The organism is Streptomyces sp. NPDC020379 (assembly GCF_044387105.1).
Taxonomy (GTDB): Bacteria; Actinomycetota; Actinomycetes; order Streptomycetales; family Streptomycetaceae; genus Streptomyces.
On record NZ_JBIRVR010000001.1, the window covers coordinates 242,801 to 265,373 of the forward strand.

The following is a 22,573-nucleotide window of genomic DNA, read 5'->3' on the forward strand; positions in this document are numbered from 1 at the left end:
CGGGTGTCACCCGGCAGGTCAGTAGAACCGGCATCGCGGCCCAATGAGGGGGCCACAGGCAGCCCGCCTGCGGCCAAGGAGGGTGGTACCGCGGGAGCACCGTGCAACGGCTCTCGTCCCTCCGACGGACAGCGCAATGACGTCCCGCCGGAGGAAGCACCCGATGAGTCCGCAGCCGCAGTACCGCCAGGTACCCGCTCAGGTGGACCTGCCCGCGCTCGAGCACGCCGTGCTCGATTTCTGGCGCGAGAGCAAGGTTTTCGCCCGTAGCCTCGAAGAGTCCGAGGGCCGCCCCGAGTGGGTGTTCTACGAGGGCCCCCCGACCGCCAACGGCATGCCCGGCGCCCACCACATCGAGGCCCGCGTCTTCAAGGACGTCTTCCCCCGCTTCCGCACGATGCAGGGCTACCACGTCGGCCGCAAGGCCGGCTGGGACTGCCACGGCCTGCCGGTCGAGCTCGCGGTCGAGAAGGAGCTGGGCTTCAACGGCAAGCAGGACATCGAGAAGTACGGCATCGCGGAGTTCAACGCCAAGTGCCGCGAGTCGGTGACCCGGCACACGGACGCCTTCGCCGAGCTCACCACCCGCATGGGCTATTGGGTCGACCTCGACGACGCGTACCGCACGATGGACCCGGAGTACGTCCAGTCGGTGTGGTGGTCGCTGAAGGAGATCTTCAACAAGGGCCTGCTGGTCCAGGACCACCGCGTCGCCCCCTGGTGCCCCCGCTGCGGCACCGGCCTGTCGGACCACGAGCTGGCGCAGGGCTACGAGACGGTCGTCGACCCCTCCGTCTACGTCCGCCTCCCGCTGACCTCCGGCCCGCTCGCGGGCGAGGCCGCGCTCCTCGTCTGGACGACCACCCCCTGGACCCTGGTCTCCAACACCGCGGTCGCCGCGCACCCCGACGTCCGCTACGTCGTCGCCACGGACGGCACGGAGAAGCTGGTCGTCGCCGAGCCGCTGCTGGAGAAGGCCCTGGGCGAGGGCTGGACCGCGACCGGCGAGTCGTTCACCGGCCGCGAGATGGAGCGCTGGGCCTACCGCCGCCCGTTCGACCTGGTCGAGCTGGAGGGCGCCAACTTCGTCGTCAACGCCGAGTATGTGACGACCGAGGACGGCACCGGTCTGGTCCACCAGGCGCCCGCCTTCGGTGAGGACGACCTCCGCACCTGCCGCGGCTACGGCCTGCCGGTCGTCAACCCGGTCCGCCCGGACGGCACCTTCGAGGAGGACCTCGCCCTCGTCGGCGGCCAGTTCTTCAAGAAGGCCGACGAGGCGCTGGTCGAGGACCTGTCCGCGCGCGGCCTGCTCTTCAAGCACGTGGCGTACGAGCACAGCTACCCGCACTGCTGGCGCTGCCACACCGCGCTCCTCTACTACGCGCAGCCGTCCTGGTACATCCGCACCACGGCCGTCAAGGACCGCCTGCTCGCGGAGAACGAGCAGACCAACTGGTTCCCGGAGTCCGTCAAGCACGGCCGCTTCGGCGACTGGCTGAACAACAACATCGACTGGGCGCTCTCCCGCAACCGCTACTGGGGCACCCCGCTGCCCATCTGGCGCTGCGAGGACGACCACCTCACCTGCGTCGGCTCCCTGGCCGAGCTCAGCGAGCTCACCGGCAGCGACCAGAGCGGCCTGGACCCCCACCGCCCGTACATCGACGATGTCACCTTCACCTGCACCGCCGACGGCTGCGCGCACACCGCCGTCCGCGTGCCGGAGGTCATCGACGCCTGGTACGACTCGGGTTCCATGCCCTTCGCGCAGTGGGGCTACCCGTACAAGAACAAGGAGCTCTTCGAGAAGCGCTATCCCGCGCAGTTCATCTCAGAGGCCATCGACCAGACCCGCGGCTGGTTCTACACCCTGATGGCCGTGGGCACCCTCGTCTTCGACAAGTCGGCGTACGAGAACGTGGTCTGCCTCGGGCACATCCTGGCCGAGGACGGCCGGAAGATGTCCAAGCACCTGGGCAACATCCTCCAGCCGATCCCGCTGATGGACCAGCACGGCGCCGACGCCGTCCGCTGGTTCATGGCCGCCGGCGGCTCCCCGTGGGCCGCGCGCCGCGTCGGGCACGGCACGATCCAGGAGGTCGTCCGCAAGACGCTCCTCACCTACTGGAACACGGTCGCCTTCCAGGCGCTCTACGCCCGTACGTCCGGCTGGGCGCCCTCCGCGTCCGACCCGGCCCCGGCCGAGCGCCCGCTGATCGACCGCTGGCTGCTCAGCGAGCTCAACTCGCTGACCGACCAGGTCACCCAGGCGCTGGAGGCGTACGACACCCAGCGCGCGGGCAAGCTGCTGTCCTCCTTCGTGGACGACCTGTCGAACTGGTACGTGCGGCGCTGCCGCCGCCGCTTCTGGCAGGGTGACGCGGCCGCGCTGCGCACCCTGCACGAGGTCGTCGAGACGGTCACCCGCCTGATGGCGCCCCTGGTGCCGTTCATCACCGAGCGCGTCTGGCAGGACCTCGTGGTCCCGGTGGACCCGGAGGCGCCCGAGTCGGTGCACCTGGCGACCTGGCCCAAGGCCGACACCGCCCTGATCGACCCCGAGCTCTCCCGGCAGATGCTGCTCGTGCGCCGGCTGGTCGAGCTGGGCCGCGCCACCCGCGCGGAGTCCGGCGTCAAGACCCGGCAGCCGCTGTCCCGCGCGCTGGTCGCGGCCACCGGCTTCGAGGAGCTGGGCCCGGAGCTGCGCGCCCAGATCACCGAGGAGCTGAACGTCTCCTCGCTCGCCTCCCTCTCGGAGGTCGGGGGCTCGCTGGTCGACACCACCGCGAAGGCCAACTTCCGCGCGCTCGGCCGCCGGTTCGGCAAGGGCGTCCAGGCCGTGGCCAAGGCCGTCGCCGAGGCGGACGCCGCGGAGCTGTCGCTGGCGCTGCGCGCGGGCACGGCCTCCGTGGTCGTGGACGGCGAGAGCGTCGCGCTCTCCCCGGACGAGGTCATCATCACCGAAACGCCCCGCGAGGGCTGGTCGGTGGCCTCCGACTCGGGCGCGACGGTGGCGCTCGACCTGGAGATCACCCAGGAGCTGCGCCGTGCGGGCCTGGCCCGTGACGCGATCCGGCTGATCCAGGAGGCCCGCAAGAACAGCGGCCTCGACGTCGCCGACCGGATCGCGCTGCGCTGGCGTGCCACGGACGACGAGACCACCACGGCACTGACCGAGCACGCCGGCCTCATCGCGGACGAGGTGCTCGCCACGGACTTCGCATCGGGTGAGGCCGACGACTCCTACGGCGAGCCGTTCGAGGACGAGGGCCTCGGCCTGACGTTCCGCCTCCGCAAGGCGTAACGGCACCACGAGCGCCGGTCGCCCGGGAAGATCCCGGGCGACCGGCGCTTTTGTGTGTACATCAGAAGAAGCGGGGAAAAGGCAGAGACGGGGAAAAGTCGCGAAAACGGGCCGGGCCCGGGACATCAGTCCCGGGCCCGGCCCGCTGATTGCCGACGGCGGCGCCGCGGCTTAGTTGTCGTCCTCGTCGATCAGGAAGCCGCGCATCGGCGACGGCGCCTGCTGCATCGGCTGCTGGCCCTGCGGCCGGACCGGTGCCATCGGCTGGGTCATCGCCGGGGACATCTGCTGCTGACCGCCGTACGACGGGGCACCCATCGAGGTGTTGCCACCCATGGAGGTGTTACCGCCCATGGACGGGTTGCCGCCCATGCTGTGGCCACCCATGCCCGCACCTGCCGAGGCCATGGACCCGCTCATCGACGGGGCCGCGGGCAGCGACGGGGTGTTGGGGTTGCGCGGGGGGGCCAGCGAGTCGTCCGCCTGGTTCTCCAGCTGACGCAGCTGGCTCTCCAGGTAGGACTTCAGGCGCGTGCGGTACTCGCGCTCGAAGCCGCGCAGGTCCTCGACCTTGCGCTCCAGCGTGGCGCGGGCGGACTCCAGGGAGCCCATCGCGACACGGTGCTTCTCCTGCGCGTCCCGCTCCAGGGCGTCGGCCTTGGCGCGGGCGTCCCGCTCCAGACCCTCGGCCCGGCTGCGCGCCTCGCCGACGATCTTGTTGGCCTCGGAACGGGCCTCCGCGATCGCCTGGTCGGCGGTCTGCTGAGCGAGCGACAGCACACGCGCGGCGCTGTCACCGCCCGGTCCCTGACCCGGCTGCGGCAGCTGGGGGCCGGGGCCGCCCATCGGACCGTTCTGGCCCATGGGGTTCTGACCCATGGGGCCGTTCTGGCCCATGCCGTTCTGCCCCATCGGGCCGTTCTGTCCCATGGGGCCGCCCATCGGGCCACCCATCGGACCGTTCTGTCCCATCGGGCCGGGACCGTGCGGGCCCTGGGGACCGTGGCCGTGACCGCCGGGGCCTGCCGGAAGCTGCGGGGCACCGCCCGGCAGCTGCGGCGGGCCGCCCATCTGCTGTTGCTGCGGCACCGGCTGCGGTCCGGATATGGCAGCGGGCACCGGCGCGCCGGGTCGCTGGTCCTGCGGCTCCGGTTTGCGCATTCCCTGCTGCTGGTTCTGCGCGGCGGCACGCGTGGCGGCGGCCAGCTTGGCGCGCAGGTCCTCGTTCTCCCGGAGCAGTCGGGTCAGTTCGGCCTCGACCTCGTCCAGAAAGGCATCGACCTCGTCCTCGTCATAGCCTTCTCGGAGACGGACGGTCGTGAACTGCTTGTTCCGCACGTCCTCGGGGGTCAACGGCATCTCTTCTTCACCTCAACGTAGTCGTCGGCAATCGGCAAGACCGTATCGTTCACAGCCGCGTTCACAGCCGGCTCACGACGGTGATCAGGATGTAGACGATGATCATCAGTACGAAGAAGGACAGGTCGAGCGCCACGCCCCCGAGACGCAGCGGCGGGATGACCCGCCGCAGAAGCTTGAGTGGCGGATCGGTGACAGTGTAGGTGGCCTCAAGGACGACCACCATCGCCTTACCGGGTTGCCATGAGCGTGCGAACTGGAAGACGTAATCCATCACCAGCCGGAAGATGAGTACGAACAGGAAGCAGTACAGCGCGATGTAGATCACCTGTAGTGCGATGCTCATCTCGCGCTTCCCTCTCCCCTTCGTACCCGGCCTGTCGGGCCGTCATTCATCCGGCAATGACCGGTTTTGCGTCTCAGCTCTGATTGAAGAACCCACCCTCTGCGATGCGGGCCTTGTCCTCCGCCGTGACATCGACGTTAGCAGGAGACAGCAGGAACACCTTCTGCGTCACCCGCTCGATGCTGCCGTGGAGTCCGAAGACGAGACCGGCGGCGAAGTCGACGAGCCGCTTCGCGTCCGTGTCGTCCATCTCCGTGAGATTCATGATCACCGGGGTGCCCTCGCGGAAGTGTTCCCCGATGGTACGGGCCTCGTTGTAGGTCCGGGGGTGCAATGTGGTGATGCGGTAGGGCTCCCGCTCGGACACAACCTTGGGCATGATCACCGGTGCGTTCTTCTCCAGAGAGTGGCGTTCGGGTGTGATGGACGCCACGGGGGCGATTCGGGCGGGTCGTCCCGTTTCCGCTACGAGCGGAGCGGGTTCACGCTGTGCCGGCGGCTGGGCGACTCGAACCGGTTCGTCCGGTTGCGTCTGTTGGGACTGATGCTGCTGCCTGCGTCGGTCGGGCTCCGGCTCGGGCTCGAACTCGTCATCGGGGTCGAACCCCGGGCCGTCGTACCCATCGTCCTCCACGAGGCCGAGGTAGACCGCCATCTTGCGCATCGCGCCGGCCATTCTCTGCGTCCTCCGCTCTGTGGTGGATCGGCTCCGTCAACGGCGCCTTGGATCCACTTGGCCTGCCCGCCTTTTGGTGGGATTGACCATATTTTCTGCTGTGGTCCGACTTCTTGGCGACGTTACCCGAGCCCGGGTCGGACTCCGAGTACCGCCGATCCGACACGTACATGTGTCGCCCCGGCTGCCACGGCGTCATCCAGGTCCGCGCTCATCCCTGCTGACACCATGTTCGCAGCAGGATGGGCCGCGCGCAGGCCCGTTGAGATTTCCATCAGCCGGTCGAATGCCGCCCGGGGCCGTCCCGCGTAAGGGCCGGCGAGCGGAGCGACCGTCATCAGACCTGCGGGGCGCAGCCCTTCGGCGGCCGCGATCGCGTGGGCGAGTCCGGCGACCCCGTCCGGCGCGACACCGCCACGGTCCCCGCGCTCTCCCGACTCGGCGTCAAGAGCCACCTGGATCAGGCAGTCCAGTTGGCGGCCGGCCCGGACGGCGGCCGCGGAGAGGGATGTGACCAGTCTGATTCGGTCGACAGAGTGCACCACATCGGCATAACTCACCACCGAGCGGACCTTGTTCGTCTGCAATTGTCCGACGAAGTGCCAGGTCAGTGGCAGATCCGCGCACTCGGCGGCCTTGGGGGCGGCGTCCTGGTCGCGGTTCTCCGCGACGTGCCGGACCCCCAGCTCCGCGAGCAGGCGCACATCGCTCGCGGGGTAGGTCTTGGTGACCACGACGAGGGTCACGTCTTCACGCTTGCGCCCGGCCGCGGCGCACGCCGCGGAGATACGTTCCTCCACGCGCGCCAGGTTCGCGGCCAGTTCCGTCCTGCGGTCCGTCACAGCTCAGCGCCCAACCAGACATAGCTCGCGAGCCGCCCCGTGGTGTGCTCGCGTCGGTACGAGAAGTGGTCTGCCGACTCCAGCGTACAAATGTGAGATTGTCCGCTGACATTCACGCCGACTCGGTGCAACTGGGCACAAACCCCCGCGGCGACGTCCACCGCCGGGGTGCCCTTGCGGGTGGTGGCCCAGGCTTCCGGCACGGCCGCGGCGACCTCGGAGCGCATCGCCTCGGGCACCTCGTAGCAGAAGCCGCAGACCGAGGGGCCGATGTGGGCGATGATCCGGGCGGGGTCGGCGCCCAGCCCGGTCATCGCCTCGACGACGGCGGGGACGACCCCGGCGACCAGCCCCGGGCGGCCGGCGTGGGCCGCGCCCGCAACCCCGGCGACCGGGTCGGCCAGCAGCACCGGGGTGCAGTCCGCGGTCAGCACCGCGAGGGCGAGGCCCCGACGGGCCGTCACCACCGCGTCGACGGCCGGGATCTCCGCGGTGCCGCTCACGTCCCACGGCCCGTCGACCACGGCCACGTCCCGGCCGTGCACCTGGTTCATCCAGACGACCGCCGCCGGGTCCAGGCCGAGCGACTTCGCCGCCCGCTCCCGGTTGGTCCGCACGGCGGCGGGGTCGTCACCGACCGCGCCGCCCAGGTTGAGCTCGTCATACGGAGCGGCGCTCACCCCGCCCCACCTGTCGGTGAAGGCGAAGTGCGCGCCGCTCGCGTGCTGTTCGGATGTCACTGCGTGTTGATGCCCTATCACTTTGGGCCGCTCACTCGCGGGTCCTACTTGAGGAAGTCCGGGACGTCGAGTTCCTCGGCGGTCGAGTCCTGGTACGGCCGGGCCGGCGGGACCTGCGGGGAGGAGACCGGCGGCGGGGGCACCTCGCCGACCGGCGACGGGTCGGTGGCCGGGGGCTCCTCGGTGCGCGGGGTCACATTGCCGAGACCGCCGAAGGAGGAGCGGACCGGCTCGGCCGGAGCGCTCTGGCGCGGGGCCCCGGCCGACGCGGTGCTCTCCTCACGGCCGTTGCCGTAGGAGGAGCCGAGCACCTTGTCGCGGCTGCCCTTGGCCGGCGGCTGCCCGCCGTCGAAGCCGGCGGCGATGACCGTGACCCGGACCTCGTCGCCGAGGGCGTCGTCGATGACCGCGCCGAAGATGATGTTGGCCTCGGGGTGGGCGGCCTCGCTCACCAGCTGCGCCGCCTCGTTGATCTCGAAGAGACCGAGGTCGGAGCCGCCGGAGATGGAGAGCAGCACACCGCGGGCGCCGTCGATGGACGCCTCCAGGAGCGGCGAGGAGATCGCCATCTCCGCGGCGGCCACGGCGCGGTCGTCGCCACGGGCCGAGCCGATGCCCATGAGCGCCGATCCGGCCTCGGACATCACGGACTTGACGTCGGCGAAGTCGAGGTTGATCAGGCCGGGGGTGGTGATGAGGTCGGTGATGCCCTGGACACCCGACAGCAGCACCTGGTCCGCCGACTTGAACGCGTCGAGCACGCTCACCTGACGGTCCGAGATGGACAGGAGCCGGTCATTGGGGATCACGATGAGGGTGTCGACCTCGTCGCGCAGACCCGCGATGCCGTCCTCCGCCTGGTTCGCGCGGCGGCGGCCCTCGAAGGTGAACGGCCGGGTGACCACACCGATCGTCAGGGCGCCCAGCGAGCGGGCGATGTTGGCGACGACGGGGGCGCCACCGGTGCCGGTGCCGCCGCCCTCGCCCGCGGTCACGAAGACCATGTCGGCCCCCTTGAGGACCTCCTCGATCTCCTCGCGGTGGTCCTCGGCCGCCTTGCGGCCGACATCGGGGTTGGCGCCGGCGCCGAGGCCGCGGGTGAGCTCCCGGCCGACGTCGAGCTTGACGTCGGCGTCGCTCATCAGCAGGGCCTGCGCATCGGTATTGATCGCGATGAACTCGACGCCCTTGAGACCGACCTCGATCATCCGGTTGATGGCGTTCACGCCACCGCCGCCGATGCCGACGACCTTGATGACTGCGAGGTAGTTCTGCGGTGCTGCCACGTCGAAGGCCTCTCGCCTCGAGTTACGTATGCCTGGGGGACGGTTCTCAATGCCGACCCGAACCCTCAACGTGAAGTTTAGGGTTACCGGTGCCGCTGTTCGCTGGGGTTCTCCGAACAGGACACTAAGTCGACAAGTGGCGCGTGTTCAACGAACACGCCGAACCTCCCGTTTTTCTTTTCACCCTATGTGATCACCCATAGCCGTAGCCAGTCAGGGTGCTGGCCGACCCTTCGGCCCGTCAACTCCCGGATGCCGCCGGAGCGCTGGGGGCACTGACATCGAAGTGGTCGGCACCCCGCGCCGCCTTCAGCAATGCCGTGAGCGTACGGGCTTTCGCGTCGCCCCGCTCACCACTCCCCCAGACCACCGTCCGACCGCCCGTCAGATCGAGGGTGATGGAGTCGTACGAGCGTACGTGGATGACGCGGGTGTCCGCGCGCACGGCGGCGGGCAGTGACTCGGCCACGCGCACGCCCTCGCGCTCCAGGCGCCCGGTGCCGAACCGCCGCAGGCTGGGCGAGTCCGCGGCCTCCAGGGACAGCCGCGGGACGCCCTGGGGGGCGTGATCGACTGTGGCGAAGCGCACGCCCGTACCGTCGATCTCGATAAACTTTCCGCCCTTTTCGACGATCGCTCTGGGCTGCCGCTCGACCACTTTCAGGCCGATCGTGCGCGGCCAGGACCGTTCGACGGTGACGGTGTCGATCCTGGGCAGCGCCTCGCGCAGCCGGCCGGCGATGGCGTCGGTGTCCACGGAGATCAGGGGCTCGCCGAGCGGGACCTCGGCCGCCGCGCGTACCTCTTCGGGGGGCAGCACGCGCGCGCCGCTGACGTCCACCCGCGACGCGCGCAGCCAGCTGGAGCCGTAGAGCGCCCAGGCGGCGGCGGACACGACGAGCGTGGCCGCGACCACCCAGAAGAGGATCCTGCGGCGGCGCGGGGGGCGCGCCGCGGCGGGCCGGGAGGGGCCGGACCGCACCGGTCTCCCGCTCTTCGCGTCCTTGCTCTTCGAGCCACCGCGCTGAGCGGTCGTCGGTCCGGCCACGCTCCCCTAGCCTCCTGCTCCTACGGGCCTCAGCCCGCTCTGCGTGCGGCAATCGCCTCGTAGACCATGCCGACGAGCAGCTCGTCGGCGTCGCGGCGCCCGAACTCGGAGGCGGCGCGGGACATCGCGTACAGCCGGTGCGGGTCGGCGAGCACCGGGAGCACCTGGCTCTGCACCCATTCGGGGCTCAGCTCGGCGTCGTCGACCAGCAGGCCGCCGCCCGCCTTGACCACCGGCTGGGCGTTGAGCCGCTGTTCGCCGTTGCCGATGGGCAGCGGGACGTAGGCGGCCGGCAGCCCGACGGCGGACAGCTCGGCGACGGTCATCGCACCCGCGCGGCAGAGCATCATGTCGGCCGCGGCGTACGCGAGATCCATCCGGTCCACGTACGGTACCGGGACATAGGGCGGCATACCGGGCATGTTGTCCGCACGCGGCAGGTCGTTCTTCGGGCCGACCGCGTGCAGGATCTGGATGCCGGAGCGCTGGAGCGCCGGGGCGACGGTCTGGATGACCTCGTTCAGCCTGCGGGCGCCCTGCGAACCGCCGGAGACCAGCAGCGTGGGCAGGTTGGGGTCGAGCCCGAAATACGCCCGCGCCTCCGGCCGGGCCGCGCCACGGTCGAGGGTGGCGATGGTGCGGCGCAGCGGGATGCCCACATAGCGGGCGTTGCGCAGCTTGCTGTCCGGCGTGGAGACCGCGACGCCAGCCGCGTAGCGCGAGCCGATCTTGTTGGCCAGGCCGGGGCGCGCGTTGGCCTCGTGCACGATGATCGGCACGCCGAGCCGCTTGGCGGCCAGATAGCCGGGCAGCGCCACATAGCCGCCGAAGCCGACCACGCAGTCCGCCTTGGTGCGCTCCAGGATCTGCTCGGCGGCCTTGATCGTGCCGCGCAGCCGCCCGGGGACGGTGATCAGCTCGGGTGTGGGCTTGCGCGGCAGGGGTACGGCGGGGATCAGACCCAGCTCATAGCCCCGCTCGGGCACGAGCCGGGTCTCCAGACCCCGCTCCGTGCCGAGCGCCGTGATCCCCACGGTCGGGTCCTGCCTGCGCAGGGCGTCCGCGAGGGCGAGCGCGGGCTCGATGTGGCCGGCGGTCCCCCCGCCGGCGAGTACGACATGCACCGAAATTCACCGCTCTCCGGACGGTCGCTTCTTGACGCGCCGTCTCATCGTCTTCCATCTCACCCCAGGCTGCCGCATGGCCAGTGCCGCTCGCGCACCGGGTTCGTCGCGCGCGAAGGCGATCAGCAGTCCGATGGCGAACATGGTCGGCAGCAGGGCGGACCCTCCGTAGGAGAACAGCGGCAGGGGGACACCGGCGATCGGCAGCAGGCCGAGCACCGCACCGATGTTGACCACGGCCTGAGCCATGATCCAGGTGGTCACACCTCCCGCGGCGTACCTCACGAAGGGGTCCTCCGTGCGTCCGGCCACGCGGATACCCGCATAGCCTAGAGCCGCGAAGAGGGCGAGCACGGACAGCGTCCCCGCCAGACCGAGCTCCTCGCCGGTGATGGCGAAGATGAAGTCGGTGTGAGGTTCTGGTAGTTCGCCCCATTTCTCCACGCTCGCACCGAGGCCCGCACCGAACCAGCCGCCGTTGGCCAGCGCGTAGATTCCGTGCACGGCCTGCCAGCACTGGTCGTTGGTGCCGGGGTCGGTCGCGCCGATGCAGGCGAGGCGGGACATGCGATTGGCACTGGTCTTGATGAACAGCACCGCGAGCAGGGCGGTGACGACGAACACCCCGGAGAAGAGCCGGGTGGGGGCGCCCGCGATCCACAGCAGCCCCAGCAGCACCGCGGTGAGGACGACGGTGGTCCCCATGTCACCGCCCAGCATGATGAGCCCGAGCAGCACGAAGGTGACGGGCACCAGGGGCACGAGCAGGTGCTTCCACTGGGTGAGCAGCTTCTTGGCCTGTTTGCGGGCGAGCAGGTCGGCGCCCCACAGCACCAGCGCCAGCTTGGCGAACTCACTGGGCTGTATCTGGAAGGGACCCCCCAGGGCGATCCAGTTGGTGTTGCCGTTGATGGTCTCGCCGATGCCGGGCACCTGGACCAGGCAGAGCAGGAAGAGCGAGCCGGCGAGCGCGGGGTAGGCGAAGGCCCGCAGCAGTTTCACGGGCATCCGCGCGGCCGCGAGCAGCAGCACGGCGCCGATGGCGGCGGCCAGCAGTTGCTTGCGGAAGAAGAAGCTGGGGGGCAGGCCGTTCTGCAGCGCCTTGATCTGGGACGCGGAGTAGACCATCACCAGGCCGAGGACGATGATCAGCAGGGAGCCGCCGAGGACGAGGTAATACGCCGTCAGGGGGCGGTCCCAGGCCCGCTTCGCGCGGCTGTGGAGGGTCCGCAGGCCGCCCAGCAGGGTGCCGCGGGGCGGGCGGGGCCCACGGGGGCCGCCGGTGCGCCCACGGCCCGCAGCGGGGCGCGGGCGGGCCGCCCCCGCGGTGCGGGAGCGCGCGACGGGGCCGCGCAGGGCCGTCCAGGCGCCGGGCGGCCTCGCGATGTCGTCCGCGTGCATCCGGGTGTCCCCTTCGCTGGTCTCCGGCGCCGCCCGGTCACGCCGCCGGGGCCCGGACCGGCCCAGGGGCCGGTGCCGGGCCGTGGGGACCGTGCGGCTACTGCTCCGTGCCGCGGCCCGGCTCCGGGCCCAGGGCCCGGACCGCCTCGGCGAATGCCTCGCCGCGCTTGTTGTAGTTGACGAACATATCCATCGAGGCGCAGGCCGGGGCCATGAGTACGGTGTCCCCCGGGCCGGCGAGCCGCGCGGCCTCCTGGACCGCCGCGGCCATCGCCCCAGTGTCGGTCCGGTCGAGGTCGACCACCGGGACATCCGGGGCGTGTCGCGCCAGCGCTTGCGCGATCAGGGCCCGGTCGGCGCCGATGAGGACGACGCCGCGCAGCCGCTCGGCGGCCCCCGCGACGAGGTCGTCGAAGGTGGCGCCCTTGGCGAGGCCGCCCGCGATCCACACGATCGAGCCGTAGGCCGCCAGGGACGCCTGGGCGGCGTGGGTGTTGGTGGCCTTGGAGTCGTCCACGTAGGCGACGCCGTCGACGTCGGCGACGTGGGCGATGCGGTGGGCGTCCGGGCGGAAGGCGCGCAGCCCGTCCCGTACGGCCGCGGGCTCGACGCCGAAGGCGCGGGCGAGGGCGGCGGCCGCGAGGGCGTTGGCGATGTTGTGCGGGGCCGCCGGCTTGATGTCGGAGACCTCGGCGAGCTCCTGGGCGTTCTTCTGCCGGTCCGCGACGAAGGCCCGGTCGACGAGGATGCCGTCGACGACGCCGAGCATGGAAAGCCCGGGCGGGCCGAGGGTGAAGCCGATGGCGCGGCAGCCCTCCTCGACGTCCGCCTCGAGAACCAGCTGCTCGGTGCGGGGGTCGGCCACGTTGTAGACGCAGGCGATCCGGTTGCCCTCGTAGACGCGGCCCTTGTCGGCGGCGTACGCCTGCATGGAGCCGTGCCAGTCGAGGTGGTCGGGCGCGAGGTTGAGGACGGCCGCGGAGTGGGCGCGCACCGAGGGCGCCCAGTGCAGCTGGTAGCTGGAGAGCTCGACGGCGAGGACGTCGTAGGGCTCCTCCGAGAGCACCACGTCGATGATCGGGGTGCCGATGTTGCCCACGGCGGCGGTGCGCAGGCCGGCGGCCTCCAGGATGGAGGCGAGCATCTGGACGGTCGTGGTCTTGCCGTTGGTGCCGGTGACCGCGAGCCACGGCGCGGCGTCCTCGCCGCGCAGCCGCCAGGCGATCTCGACGTCGCCGACCACGTCGACGCCCGCCGCGGCCGCGGCCGCGAAGAGCGGGCTGTCGGGCTTCCAGCCGGGCGAGGTGACGACCAGCGCGGTGCCCTCGGGCAGGGTGGCGGCGTCCGCGAGACGGACGGTGATGCCCCGTGCCTCCAGCTCGGCGGCGCGCTCGCGCAGCGCCTCGCTGTCGCCGCCGTCCACGACGGTCACCCGGGCGCCGAGGCCGGCCAGGGCGCGGGCGGCGCTGACGCCGCTCACGCCGAGGCCGGCGACGGTGATGTGCTTGCCGGTCCAGTCCGTGCTGTTCGGGGCGGGAGTCACTTGATGGCCAACCATCCGGCGTAGAAGATTCCGAGTCCGACGGCGACGCACAGGCCCTGGATGATCCAGAACCTGACCACCACAAGGACTTCGCTCCACCCCTTGAGTTCGAAGTGGTGCTGGAGCGGGGCCATACGGAAGACGCGCTTCCCGGTCATCCGGAAGGAGCCGACCTGGATGACCACGGACATCGTGATGAGGACGAACAGACCGCCCAGGAGCGCCAGCAGCAGCTCGGTGCGGGAGCAGATCGCGAGACCCGCGAGCGCGCCGCCGAGGGCGAGCGAGCCGGTGTCCCCCATGAAGATCTTGGCCGGCGAGGTGTTCCACCACAGGAAGCCGAAGCAGGAGCCCATCAGGGCCGAGGCGACGACGGCCAGGTCGAGCGGGTCGCGCACCTCGTAACAGGCCGCGTCGGCGGTCACCGAGTTGCCGCACCACTGGCCGTGCTGCCAGGTGCCGATGAAGACGTACGCGCCGAAGACCATCACCGAGGCGCCGGTGGCGAGGCCGTCGAGGCCGTCGGTGAGGTTCACGCCGTTCGACATCGCGAGGATCATGAACAGCGCCCACACCACGAAGATGACCGGGCCGATGGACCAGCCGAAGTCCTGGGTGAAGGAGAGCCGGGTGGAGGCCGGGGTCTGCCCGCGGGTGTCCGCGAACTGGAGCGCCAGTACGGCGAAGGCGATGCCGACGATCAGCTGGCCGGCCATCTTCGCCTTGGCGCGCAGGCCCAGGCTCCGCTGCTTGACGATCTTGATGTAGTCGTCGAGGAAGCCGACGAGGCCCATGCCCGCCGTCAGGAACAGCACCAGCAGGCCCGACGTGGTCGGCTCCTTGCTGGTGATGACCTTGGTGACGGCGTACGCGATGAGCGTGGCCAGGATGAAGGCGATGCCACCCATGGTGGGCGTGCCCTTCTTCCCGGCGTGGCCGCGCGGGCCGTCGTCACGGATGAACTGGCCGTAGCCCTTGCGCGCCAGGAACTTGATCAGCAGCGGGGTGCCGACCAGGGTCAGGAAGAGACCGATGACACCCGCGAAGAGGATCTGGTTCATCAGCGGGCACCCTCGCCCTCGCCGGCGAGCAGCGCCGCGGCGACCCGCTCCAGCCCCGCCGACCTGGACGCCTTCAACAGCACGACGTCACCCGGTCGCAGCTCGCTGCGCAACAGGTCGACCGCCGCCTGCGCGTCGGACACGTGCACCGACTCCTCACCCCACGAACCCTCGTTATAGGCGCCCATCCGCAGCCAGGCCGCTTCCCTGCCCCCGACTGCCACGAGCTTGCTGACGTTGAGCCGGACGGCGAGCCGTCCGACCGCGTCGTGCTCGGCGAGCGCGTCGTCACCGAGCTCGGCCATCTGACCGAGCACGGCCCACGTGCGGCCCCCCTTCGCCGTGGCGGCCTGTCCCATGGCGGCCAGCGCGCGCAGCGCGGCTCGCATGGATTCGGGGTTCGCGTTGTAGGCGTCGTTGACGATCGTCACGCCGTCCGCACGCTCGGTGACCTCCATCCGCCAGCGGGAGAGCTGGCCGGCCTCGGAAAGCACGGTGGCGATCCGGTGTGCGGGCATGCCCAGCTCATGGGCGACGGCGGCGGCGGCGAGCGCGTTCGACACGTGGTGCTCACCGTACAGCCGCATGGTCACGTCCCCGCACCCGGTGGGTGTGTGAAGCGTGAAGGCCGGCTGTCCGGTCGCTGTGAGGCGGACGTCCTCGGCGCGCACGTCGGCGTCGGCGGCCTCGCCGAAGAGGACGACGCGGGCCTTGGTGCGGCTGCTCATGGCGCGCACCAGCGGGTCGTCGGCGTTGAGCACGGCGACGCCGCCCTCCGCGGCCGGCGGCAGCACCTCGACCAGCTCGCCCTTGGCCTGGGCGATCTGCTCCCGGCCGCCGAACTCGCCGATGTGGGCGGTGCCGACGTTGAGGACGAGGCCGATGCGCGGCGGGGTGAGCCCGGCGAGGTAGCGGATGTGGCCGATGCCGCGGGCGCCCATCTCCAGCACGAGGTGGCGGGTGTCCTCGTCCGCGCGCAGCGCGGTGAGGGGCAGGCCGATCTCGTTGTTGAAGTTGCCGGGCGGGCCGACGGTGGGGCCGAGGCGCTCCAGGAGCTGCGCGATGAGGTCCTTGGTGCTGGTCTTGCCCGCGGAGCCGGTGAGGGCGACGACGGTGGCGTCGAGCCGCTCCACGACGGCGCGCGCGAGCGTGCCCAGGGCGGCCACCACGTCGTCGACGACGATGGCGGGGACGCCGACGGGGCGGGCGGCCAGGACGGCCGCCGCGCCCGCGGCGACCGCGCGCTCGGCGTAGTCGTGGCCGTCGACGTTGTCGCCGGGCAGGGCGGCGAAGAGGCTGCCGGGGCGTACCTCACGGGAGTCGATCACGACCGGACCGTCGGCCGTGCGGCCCGGGTCCGGTATGTCGTGCTGCTGCCCGCCGACAATGGCGGCGATCTCGGCGAGGGACAGAGCGATCACTGGGAATTACCTCCGTCCGTTCGGGAGTGCTGCCGGGGGGAGGGTTGTGCGCGCATGGCGGTCTGTCATCCCTGGTCGTTCCGGTGCGTGGGGGCCGCGTCGCGGCGCTCGATGGCCTCGCGCAGCACCAGGCGGTCGTCGAAGGGCCGGACGACTCCGGCGATGTCCTGGCCCTGTTCGTGACCCTTGCCCAGGACGACGACGGTGTCGCCGGGTTCGGCGCGGGCGACCGCGGCGGCGATGGCGTCGGCGCGCTCCTCCGCGAGGAGGACCGTGCCGCGCTCGTGGGCAGGCACCTCGGCGGCGCCCGCGAGCATGGTGGCGAGGATCGCGAGGGGATCCTCGGAGCGGGGGTTGTCCGAGGTCAGTACGGCGGTGTCGGCGAGCCGGGCCAGTGCGGCGCCCATGGGGGCGCGCTTGGTGGTGTCGCGGTCGCCGCCGCAGCCGAGCACGGCGTGGATGCGGCCGGTGCCGACCTTGCGCAGGGCGCGGAGAACCGATTCGACGGCGTCCGTCTTGTGCGCGTAGTCGACGACGGCCAGATAGGGCTGGCCCGCGTCGACGCGCTCCAGGCGGCCGGGGACGCCGGGCACGGCGGCGACGCCGTCGGCGGCGGCCTGCGGGTCGACCCCGGCGGCGACGAGGGCGGTGACGGCGGCGAGGGCGTTGGCGACGTTGAACGGGCCGGCCAGCGGGGACCGGGCCCGTACGGTCTCGCCGTTCGGCCCGAGGATGGTGAAGGCCGAGTCGAAGGGGCCGATCTCGACGTCCGCGGCGCGCCAGTCGGCGTCGGGGTGACCCTCGGCGGAGAAGGTGACCACGGGCACCTCGGAGGCGCCCTCGGCGAGGCGGCGGCCGTACTCGTCGTCGAGGTTGACGACGCCGGCGCGGCTGCGGGCCTTGGTGAAGAGCTCCGCCTTGGCCTGGAAGTAGTCCTCCATGCCGGAGTGGAACTCCATGTGCTCCGGGCTGAGGTTGTTGAAGACCGCGACGTCGAAGACGCAGCCGTCGACCCGGCCGAGCACCAGGGCGTGGCTGGAGACCTCCATGGCGACCGAGCGGACGCCGCGCTCGCGCATCACCGCGAAGAGCGCCTGGAGGTCGGTGGCCTCGGGCGTGGTGCGCTCGGACTTGATGCGCTCGTCACCGATGCGGGACTCCACCGTGCCGATGAGGCCGGTGAGGCCGCCGAGGGCCTTGAGGCCGCCTTCGATGAGGTAGGCGGTGGTGGTCTTGCCGGAGGTGCCGGTGATGCCGATCTGGAGCAGGTCGTGGCCCGGCTGTCCGTAGATCGTCGCCGCGAGCTCACCCATCCGGCCGCGCGGGTCGTCGACGGTGAGGACGGGCAGGCCGGTGGCGGCGGCGCGCTCGGCGCCCGCCGGGTCGGTCAGCACGGCCGCCGCGCCGAGGCCGGCGGCCTGGGCGGCGAAGTCCGCGCCGTGGAAGCGGGAGCCGGGCAGGGCGGCGTAGACATCGCCCTGGCGCACGGCCCGCGAGTCGTGGGTGATGCCGGTGACGGCCGCGCCGGGCGCCTCGGGAGCGGGAATGCCCAGCTGACCGGCCAGCTCCGCGAGGGGCACGGGGCGGACCTGGGTCGGGCGGGGCGCTCCCGGCTGTACGGGCTGTACGGCGGGGGCGTCCTGGGGGCTGGTGTGGGACTGATCAGCGTGGGGCACGGCGGTGAGCGTACCGGGCGCACCCGCCCCGTCGCGAAGCGAGGGGCGTACCGCGCCGCGGTTCCCGTGATCCGTGGTGATCGTCGTCACGCCGGGCTCCGGGTCACTGGCCGTCGTAGCTCACCGGCAGCCGCGGGGGCTCGGTGCCGGACGGCGGTACCTGGAGGGTCTTGAGCGCGAACTCCATCACCTGCTTGTAGACGGGACCGCAGATCTGACCGCCGAAGTAACTCCCCTTGGTGGGGTTCTGGATGGCGCAGTAGACGGTGATCCGGGGCTGGTCGGCGGGGGCGAAGCCGGCGAAGGACGCGGTGTAGCCGCGGTAGCGGCCGGTCCGCGGATCCACCCGGTTGGACGTGCCGGTCTTGCCCGCGACCCGGTAGCCGGGGATCTTCGCCTTGGTGCCGGTGCCCTCCCGGTCGTCGACGACGGACTCCAGCATCGTGGTCAGCTCCCGGGCGGTCTTCGCGCTGACGACGCGGGTCCGGTCCGGCGCCGGGGCGGGGGTGAAGCGGCCGTCGGGGCCCTTGGTGCCGCGGACGAGGGTGGGCTGCACGCGCTGCCCGCCGTCCGCGATCGTGGAGTAGACGGAGGCGGCCTGGACGGCGTTCAGGGACAGGCCCTGGCCGAACGGGATCGTGTACTGCTGGGACTCGCTCCACTTGCCGGGCTTCGCCAGGATGCCCGGGGTCTCGCCGGGGAAGCCGAGCCCCGTGGGCGCCCCGATGCCGAACTTCCGCAGGTAGGAGTCGAGCACCTCGTTGGCCTGCGCCTGGGTGGTGCCGAGCCGCTCGGAGGCGAGGATCGTGCCGATGTTGCTGGACTTGGCGAGCACGCCGTTGAGCGTGAGGTGCCAGGTGGCGTGGTCGATGTCGTCGGCGAAGGACCGGTCGGCGCGCAGCAGCCGGTTGGGCACCTCCACCCGGGTGTCCGGGGTGGCCTTGCCCTCCTCCAGGACGGCCGCCATGGTCATCACCTTGCTGACGCTGCCCGGTTCGTAGGCGTCCTGGAGGGCGGCGTTGCCGAGGGCGGCGCGGTCGGCGTGGGCGAGGTCGTTGGGGTCGTAGCCGGGGGCGTTGGCCATCGCCAGGATCTCGCCGGTGCGGGTGTCCTGGACGACGACGTAGCCGCGGTCCGCCTGCGACTCCTGCACCTGCTGGGTGATGGCGTTCTGCGCCGCCCACTGGATGTCCCGGTCGATGGTCAGCTCGATGTCGGAGCCGGGCACGGCGGGCTGTTCCTTGACGTCGCCGGTGGGCACCTGGTGGCCGCCCGACTGGGCGTAGACGAGCTTGCCGTCGCGGCCCGCGAGCTCCTTGTCCAGCTGGGCCTCGATGCCGCCGCCGCCCCGGCCCCCGGCGTTGACGAAGCCCAGTATCCCGGCGGCGAGGGTGCCGTTGGGATAGACCCGCTTGCTGTGGGGTTCACGGTTGATGCCCGCGAGGACGTCGGCGCCCTTCTTCTTCGCCGCCTGCTGCGCGGAGGTCTTCTTCAGCTCCTTGATCCGGTTCCAGACCTGGGGGCTCTGCTGGCGGGCGAGGACGACGTACTTCGAGCGGGGGTTGGCGGTGAGCTTTTGCTCCAGGACCGCGGGGCGCTCGTCGAGGACCGGGGCGAGCAGTCCGGCGGCCTTCCGGGCGGCGCCGTCGGCCTTGATCCGCTCGGGGGTGAGCAGGTCGGGCGCGGCGGTGACGTCGTACGCGTCGACGGTGGTGGCCAGGTCCACCCCGGTGCGGTCGGTGATGGCGCCGCGCTCGGCGGCCAGGGTGACGGGGACGTAGCGATTGACGTTGGCGCGGGCCGCGTACGCGCTCGCGTCGACGGCCTGCACCTGGAGGAGCCGCACGGTGAAGGCGAGCAGGACGAGGGTGAGTCCGAAGCCGACCAGCCGCAGCCGGGGGCGCGGGCTGCCGAGCCGCAGCGACTGCGTACCGGCGCGGGGGCGGGGCGGCCGGGCGGCGGGCCGCGCGGGGCCGGGCACGCTCCGGCGGGCGGCACCGGACTGCCGGGGCGGTCTGGGGTTCTTGGGGGCGGTCATGACGCACCGGCCACGGCTCGGGCCCGCGCCGGCTGCGGGATGCGCGGGGGCAGGCCCCCGGGAGTAAGCGGCACAGCGTCACCTGCCGGTGGTCGGAGCGGTCTTCTCTGCCGTGGGGGCGGGAGGCGCGGGCAGGGGCCCGGCGCCGGGGAGGTACGGGGCGTGCGGGGGCGTGCCCGGCCCGGGGGCCGGAGCGGGCGCGGACGGGACGCCGGTGCCGGGCTTGGGGCCGGTGGCCGCGACCGGTGCGGGAGCGGGCGCGGGGCGGGGTCCGGGGGCCAGCTGGGTGGTGAGGTTCGCGGGGTCCTCCTGGCCGGCCGGGGCCGGCGAGCCGCGGACGGTGCCGTCCGGGCTGAGGAAGGCGGGGGAACCGCCGGGGATCATGCCGAGCTTGCGGGCGCGGCGCTCCAGGGCGTCGGGGGCGGCGAGCCGGTCGACCTCCTGCTGGAGCGCCTGCTGCTCGTCGGTGAGCTCGGTGGTCTTGCGCTGGAGCTTGGTGAGCTCGAAGGAGCCCTGGTTGAGCGCGGAGTTGAGCACCAGCAGCGAGATCAGCCCGGAGCCGAGCAGCACCACCACGAGGAAGACGAACGGGGTGCGCTTCGCCCCGGCCGGGCCCGCTGCCCGCAGCCGGCCGAGCCGGGTGCCCCGGCTGCGGGCGGCGGGCGTCACGGCGCGTCCTCCCGGATGCGTTCGGCGCCCCGCAGCCGGGCGGGGGCGGCGCGCCGGTTCTCGGCCACTTCCTCCTCCGTCGGCAGCTCCGCGCCGCGGGTGAGCAGCTTCAGACGGGGCTGGTAGCGCTCGGGCACGACGGGCAGCCCGGGGGGCGCGGTGGTGGCGGCGCCGGCCGCGAAGACCTGCTTGACGATCCGGTCCTCCAGCGACTGGTAGGACAGCACGGCGATGCGCCCGCCGACCGCGAGGGCCGCGACGGCGGCCGGGATGGCCTCCTCGACGCTGGCCAGCTCGGCGTTGACCTCGATCCGCAGGGCCTGGAAGGTGCGCTTGGCGGGGTTGCCGCCGGTGCGCTTGGCGGCCTGCGGCAGCGAGTCGCGGATCAGCTCGACGAGCCGGGCGCTGTTGCTGAACGGCTCCTTCTCCCGCTCCCGGACGATGGCCGAGACGATCCGCTTGGCCTGCTTCTCCTCGCCGTACGCGCGCAGGATGCGCACCAGTTCACCGGGCGCGTAGGTGTTGAGGACCTCGGCGGCGCTGATGCCCGCCGTCTGGTCCATGCGCATGTCCAGCGGCGCGTCCTGCGCGTAGGCGAAGCCGCGGTCGGCCTCGTCGAGCTGCATGGAGGAGACACCGAGGTCGAAGAGGACGCCCTGGACCTTCGGGATGCCGAGCCGCTTCAGCACGTCGGGCAGCTCGTGGTAGACGGCGCGGACGAGGGTGGCGCGGTCGCCGTAGGGGGCCAGCCGCTCGCCGGCGAGGGCGAGGGCGGTGGGGTCGCGGTCGAGGGCGACGAGGCGGGCCTCGGGGAACCGCGCGAGCAGCGCCTCGCTGTGCCCGCCGGCCCCGAGGGTGCAGTCGACGACGACGGCACCGGGTTCGGTGAGGGCGGGAGCGAGCATGTCCAGGCAGCGCTGGAGCATGACGGGGACGTGTCGCGCGTTGCTGCTCATGCGCCCTTCTGAGAATTCGGCGGGCCCGGGCACGGGCGTACGTACCGCCGGGTCCCCACCCGCCCCAAGGGGAAGCGGCCGGATCCGGCACCGGGGAAGTGGCGCCGGACGACCGGGGAGCGGGAGGAGGCCGAGAGGTACGTTCGCGTCGCGCCGTTGCGGGTATTCGGTTCCAAGGGGAGCGTCGGGCCTCCCACTTCGCGCCACTTTAGTCCACTCGTCCCCCTGGTCAATCAACCGGCCAGCGCGTCCCGGCGGTGGTCCGCGGGTGTCGCGAAGGGGCCTGCCGATCATGGCCGTCACCCCTCTCACCCGTATGGCGGCACCGCCGGTGACCTTGTGGGTTACCTCACAGAAGGGCATGTCAGCGGCCTTTTTACCAAAGCGGGACGGGCCTGCGGGCCATTGGCCGACTACCGTCGTTCCCATGTCGATATCCGCGTCCCAGCCGACGCCCCGGAGCTCCGCCGGCGCCCGTGCCCACGAACCGGGCACCGTCACCGACCGTCTCGTTCAGGCCAACGCCGAGTACGCCTCCGCCTTCACCGACCCCGGGATGGACGCCCGCCCGGTCCTCAAGGTCGCGGTCGTCGCCTGCATGGACGCCCGTATCGACCTGCACGCCGCGCTCGGCCTGGAGCTCGGCGACTGCCACACCATCCGCAACGCCGGCGGCGTCGTCACGGACGACATCATCCGGTCACTGACGATCAGCCAGCGCGCGCTCGGCACCCGCTCGGTGGTGCTGATCCACCACACCGGCTGCGGCCTGCTGTCCCTCACCGAGGACTTCCGGCACGAGATCGAGGCCGAGGTCGGCCAGCGCCCGGCGTGGGCGGTCGAGGCGTTCAAGGACCTGGACCAGGACGTCCGCCAGTCCATGCAGCGCGTGCGGACCTCGCCGTTCCTGCCGCACACCGACGACGTGCGGGGCTTCGTCTTCGACGTGACGACGGGTCTGCTGCGGGAGATCGACCCACGGCACTGAGTTATCCACAGGCGGTGACGGATCGCCGCCGGGACGGCCAGAATGCCTACATGGAAGCCGCCTCCGCACCACGGGCGCGGTGACCGCATGTC

At 71.9% G+C, this 22,573-nt stretch carries 18 protein-coding genes; 2 read left to right on the forward strand and 16 right to left on the reverse strand.

Going from position 1 to position 22,573, the window contains the following annotated elements; translation table 11 throughout:
• Positions 1-163 precede the first annotated feature (163 nt).
• Positions 164-3,307, forward strand: coding sequence for an isoleucine--tRNA ligase (ileS, locus tag ACH427_RS01145; RefSeq protein WP_398867234.1), 3,144 nt, complete (start codon positions 164-166; stop codon positions 3,305-3,307).
• A gap of 171 nt (positions 3,308-3,478) precedes the next feature.
• Here the strand turns inward: ileS and ACH427_RS01150 are convergent, their stop codons facing one another.
• The 16 genes from ACH427_RS01150 to rsmH form a co-directional block, all read right to left on the reverse strand.
• Entirely contained in the window at positions 3,479-4,666 is a 1,188-nt protein-coding gene (locus ACH427_RS01150; protein WP_398867235.1) for a DivIVA domain-containing protein, read from the reverse strand.
• Positions 4,667-4,727: 61 nt separating this feature from the next.
• The gene (locus tag ACH427_RS01155; RefSeq protein WP_361533925.1) at positions 4,728-5,012 is read right to left on the reverse strand and encodes a YggT family protein; all 285 of its coding nucleotides are present in this window, start codon (positions 5,010-5,012) and stop codon (positions 4,728-4,730) included.
• A 73-nt stretch (positions 5,013-5,085) separates the two neighbouring features.
• On the reverse strand, positions 5,086-5,688 hold the full coding sequence (locus ACH427_RS01160; protein ID WP_087928499.1) for a cell division protein SepF: 603 nt from the start codon (positions 5,686-5,688) through the stop codon (positions 5,086-5,088).
• Positions 5,689-5,810: 122 nt separating this feature from the next.
• Complete coding sequence (locus tag ACH427_RS01165) at positions 5,811-6,530, reverse strand: YggS family pyridoxal phosphate-dependent enzyme (protein WP_398867236.1); 720 nt, start codon at positions 6,528-6,530, stop codon at positions 5,811-5,813.
• On the reverse strand, positions 6,527-7,291 hold the full coding sequence (gene pgeF / locus ACH427_RS01170) for a peptidoglycan editing factor PgeF (protein WP_398867237.1): 765 nt from the start codon (positions 7,289-7,291) through the stop codon (positions 6,527-6,529). The genes ACH427_RS01165 and pgeF overlap by 4 nt, the downstream gene beginning before the upstream one ends.
• A gap of 23 nt (positions 7,292-7,314) precedes the next feature.
• The gene (gene ftsZ / locus ACH427_RS01175) at positions 7,315-8,556 is read right to left on the reverse strand and encodes a cell division protein FtsZ (RefSeq protein ID WP_398867238.1); all 1,242 of its coding nucleotides are present in this window, start codon (positions 8,554-8,556) and stop codon (positions 7,315-7,317) included.
• 241 nt (positions 8,557-8,797) lie between these two features.
• On the reverse strand, positions 8,798-9,604 hold the full coding sequence (locus tag ACH427_RS01180; RefSeq protein WP_398867239.1) for a cell division protein FtsQ/DivIB: 807 nt from the start codon (positions 9,602-9,604) through the stop codon (positions 8,798-8,800).
• Positions 9,605-9,633: 29 nt separating this feature from the next.
• Positions 9,634-10,728 (reverse strand): undecaprenyldiphospho-muramoylpentapeptide beta-N-acetylglucosaminyltransferase, encoded by a 1,095-nt coding sequence (gene murG, locus ACH427_RS01185; protein ID WP_398867240.1) that lies wholly within the window; start codon positions 10,726-10,728, stop codon positions 9,634-9,636.
• 6 nt (positions 10,729-10,734) lie between these two features.
• Positions 10,735-12,129 (reverse strand): putative lipid II flippase FtsW, encoded by a 1,395-nt coding sequence (gene ftsW, locus ACH427_RS01190; protein WP_398867241.1) that lies wholly within the window; start codon positions 12,127-12,129, stop codon positions 10,735-10,737.
• 97 nt (positions 12,130-12,226) lie between these two features.
• Complete coding sequence (gene murD, locus ACH427_RS01195) at positions 12,227-13,672, reverse strand: UDP-N-acetylmuramoyl-L-alanine--D-glutamate ligase (RefSeq protein WP_398867242.1); 1,446 nt, start codon at positions 13,670-13,672, stop codon at positions 12,227-12,229.
• On the reverse strand, positions 13,669-14,733 hold the full coding sequence (gene mraY, locus ACH427_RS01200; protein WP_361527074.1) for a phospho-N-acetylmuramoyl-pentapeptide-transferase: 1,065 nt from the start codon (positions 14,731-14,733) through the stop codon (positions 13,669-13,671). The genes murD and mraY overlap by 4 nt, the downstream gene beginning before the upstream one ends.
• Entirely contained in the window at positions 14,733-16,154 is a 1,422-nt protein-coding gene (gene murF / locus ACH427_RS01205; RefSeq protein ID WP_398867243.1) for a UDP-N-acetylmuramoyl-tripeptide--D-alanyl-D-alanine ligase, read from the reverse strand. Before murF ends, mraY begins: the two co-directional genes overlap by 1 nt.
• Before the next feature lie 65 nt (positions 16,155-16,219).
• Complete coding sequence (locus ACH427_RS01210; protein ID WP_398867244.1) at positions 16,220-17,920, reverse strand: UDP-N-acetylmuramoyl-L-alanyl-D-glutamate--2,6-diaminopimelate ligase; 1,701 nt, start codon at positions 17,918-17,920, stop codon at positions 16,220-16,222.
• A 13-nt stretch (positions 17,921-17,933) separates the two neighbouring features.
• The gene (locus ACH427_RS01215) at positions 17,934-19,868 is read right to left on the reverse strand and encodes a peptidoglycan D,D-transpeptidase FtsI family protein (protein ID WP_398867245.1); all 1,935 of its coding nucleotides are present in this window, start codon (positions 19,866-19,868) and stop codon (positions 17,934-17,936) included.
• Positions 19,869-19,946: 78 nt separating this feature from the next.
• Positions 19,947-20,537: a septum formation initiator family protein gene (locus ACH427_RS01220; RefSeq protein ID WP_398867246.1), complete on the reverse strand. Its 591-nt coding sequence runs from the start codon at positions 20,535-20,537 to the stop codon at positions 19,947-19,949.
• Entirely contained in the window at positions 20,534-21,493 is a 960-nt protein-coding gene (rsmH, locus tag ACH427_RS01225; protein WP_398867247.1) for a 16S rRNA (cytosine(1402)-N(4))-methyltransferase RsmH, read from the reverse strand. Before rsmH ends, ACH427_RS01220 begins: the two co-directional genes overlap by 4 nt.
• 427 nt (positions 21,494-21,920) lie before the next feature.
• Between rsmH and ACH427_RS01230 the strand changes: the two genes are divergently transcribed.
• Positions 21,921-22,481, forward strand: a complete 561-nt coding sequence (locus ACH427_RS01230; RefSeq protein WP_398867248.1) for a beta-class carbonic anhydrase — start codon at positions 21,921-21,923, stop codon at positions 22,479-22,481.
• Positions 22,482-22,573 lie beyond the last annotated feature (92 nt).

What these genes read in the sequence shown, in the direction of transcription:
- ftsW (WP_398867241.1), bottom strand. Translation starts at nt 12,129, where the DNA reads ATGCACGCGGACGACATCGCGAGGCCGCCCGGCGCCTGGACGGCCCTG.
- ACH427_RS01230 (WP_398867248.1), top strand. Translation starts at nt 21,921, where the DNA reads ATGTCGATATCCGCGTCCCAGCCGACGCCCCGGAGCTCCGCCGGCGCC.
- ACH427_RS01155 (WP_361533925.1), bottom strand. Translation starts at nt 5,012, where the DNA reads ATGAGCATCGCACTACAGGTGATCTACATCGCGCTGTACTGCTTCCTG.
- ACH427_RS01160 (WP_087928499.1), bottom strand. Translation starts at nt 5,688, where the DNA reads ATGGCCGGCGCGATGCGCAAGATGGCGGTCTACCTCGGCCTCGTGGAG.
- ACH427_RS01215 (WP_398867245.1), bottom strand. Translation starts at nt 19,868, where the DNA reads ATGACCGCCCCCAAGAACCCCAGACCGCCCCGGCAGTCCGGTGCCGCC.
- mraY (WP_361527074.1), bottom strand. Translation starts at nt 14,733, where the DNA reads ATGAACCAGATCCTCTTCGCGGGTGTCATCGGTCTCTTCCTGACCCTG.
- ileS (WP_398867234.1), top strand. Translation starts at nt 164, where the DNA reads ATGAGTCCGCAGCCGCAGTACCGCCAGGTACCCGCTCAGGTGGACCTG.
- rsmH (WP_398867247.1), bottom strand. Translation starts at nt 21,493, where the DNA reads ATGAGCAGCAACGCGCGACACGTCCCCGTCATGCTCCAGCGCTGCCTG.
- ACH427_RS01150 (WP_398867235.1), bottom strand. Translation starts at nt 4,666, where the DNA reads ATGCCGTTGACCCCCGAGGACGTGCGGAACAAGCAGTTCACGACCGTC.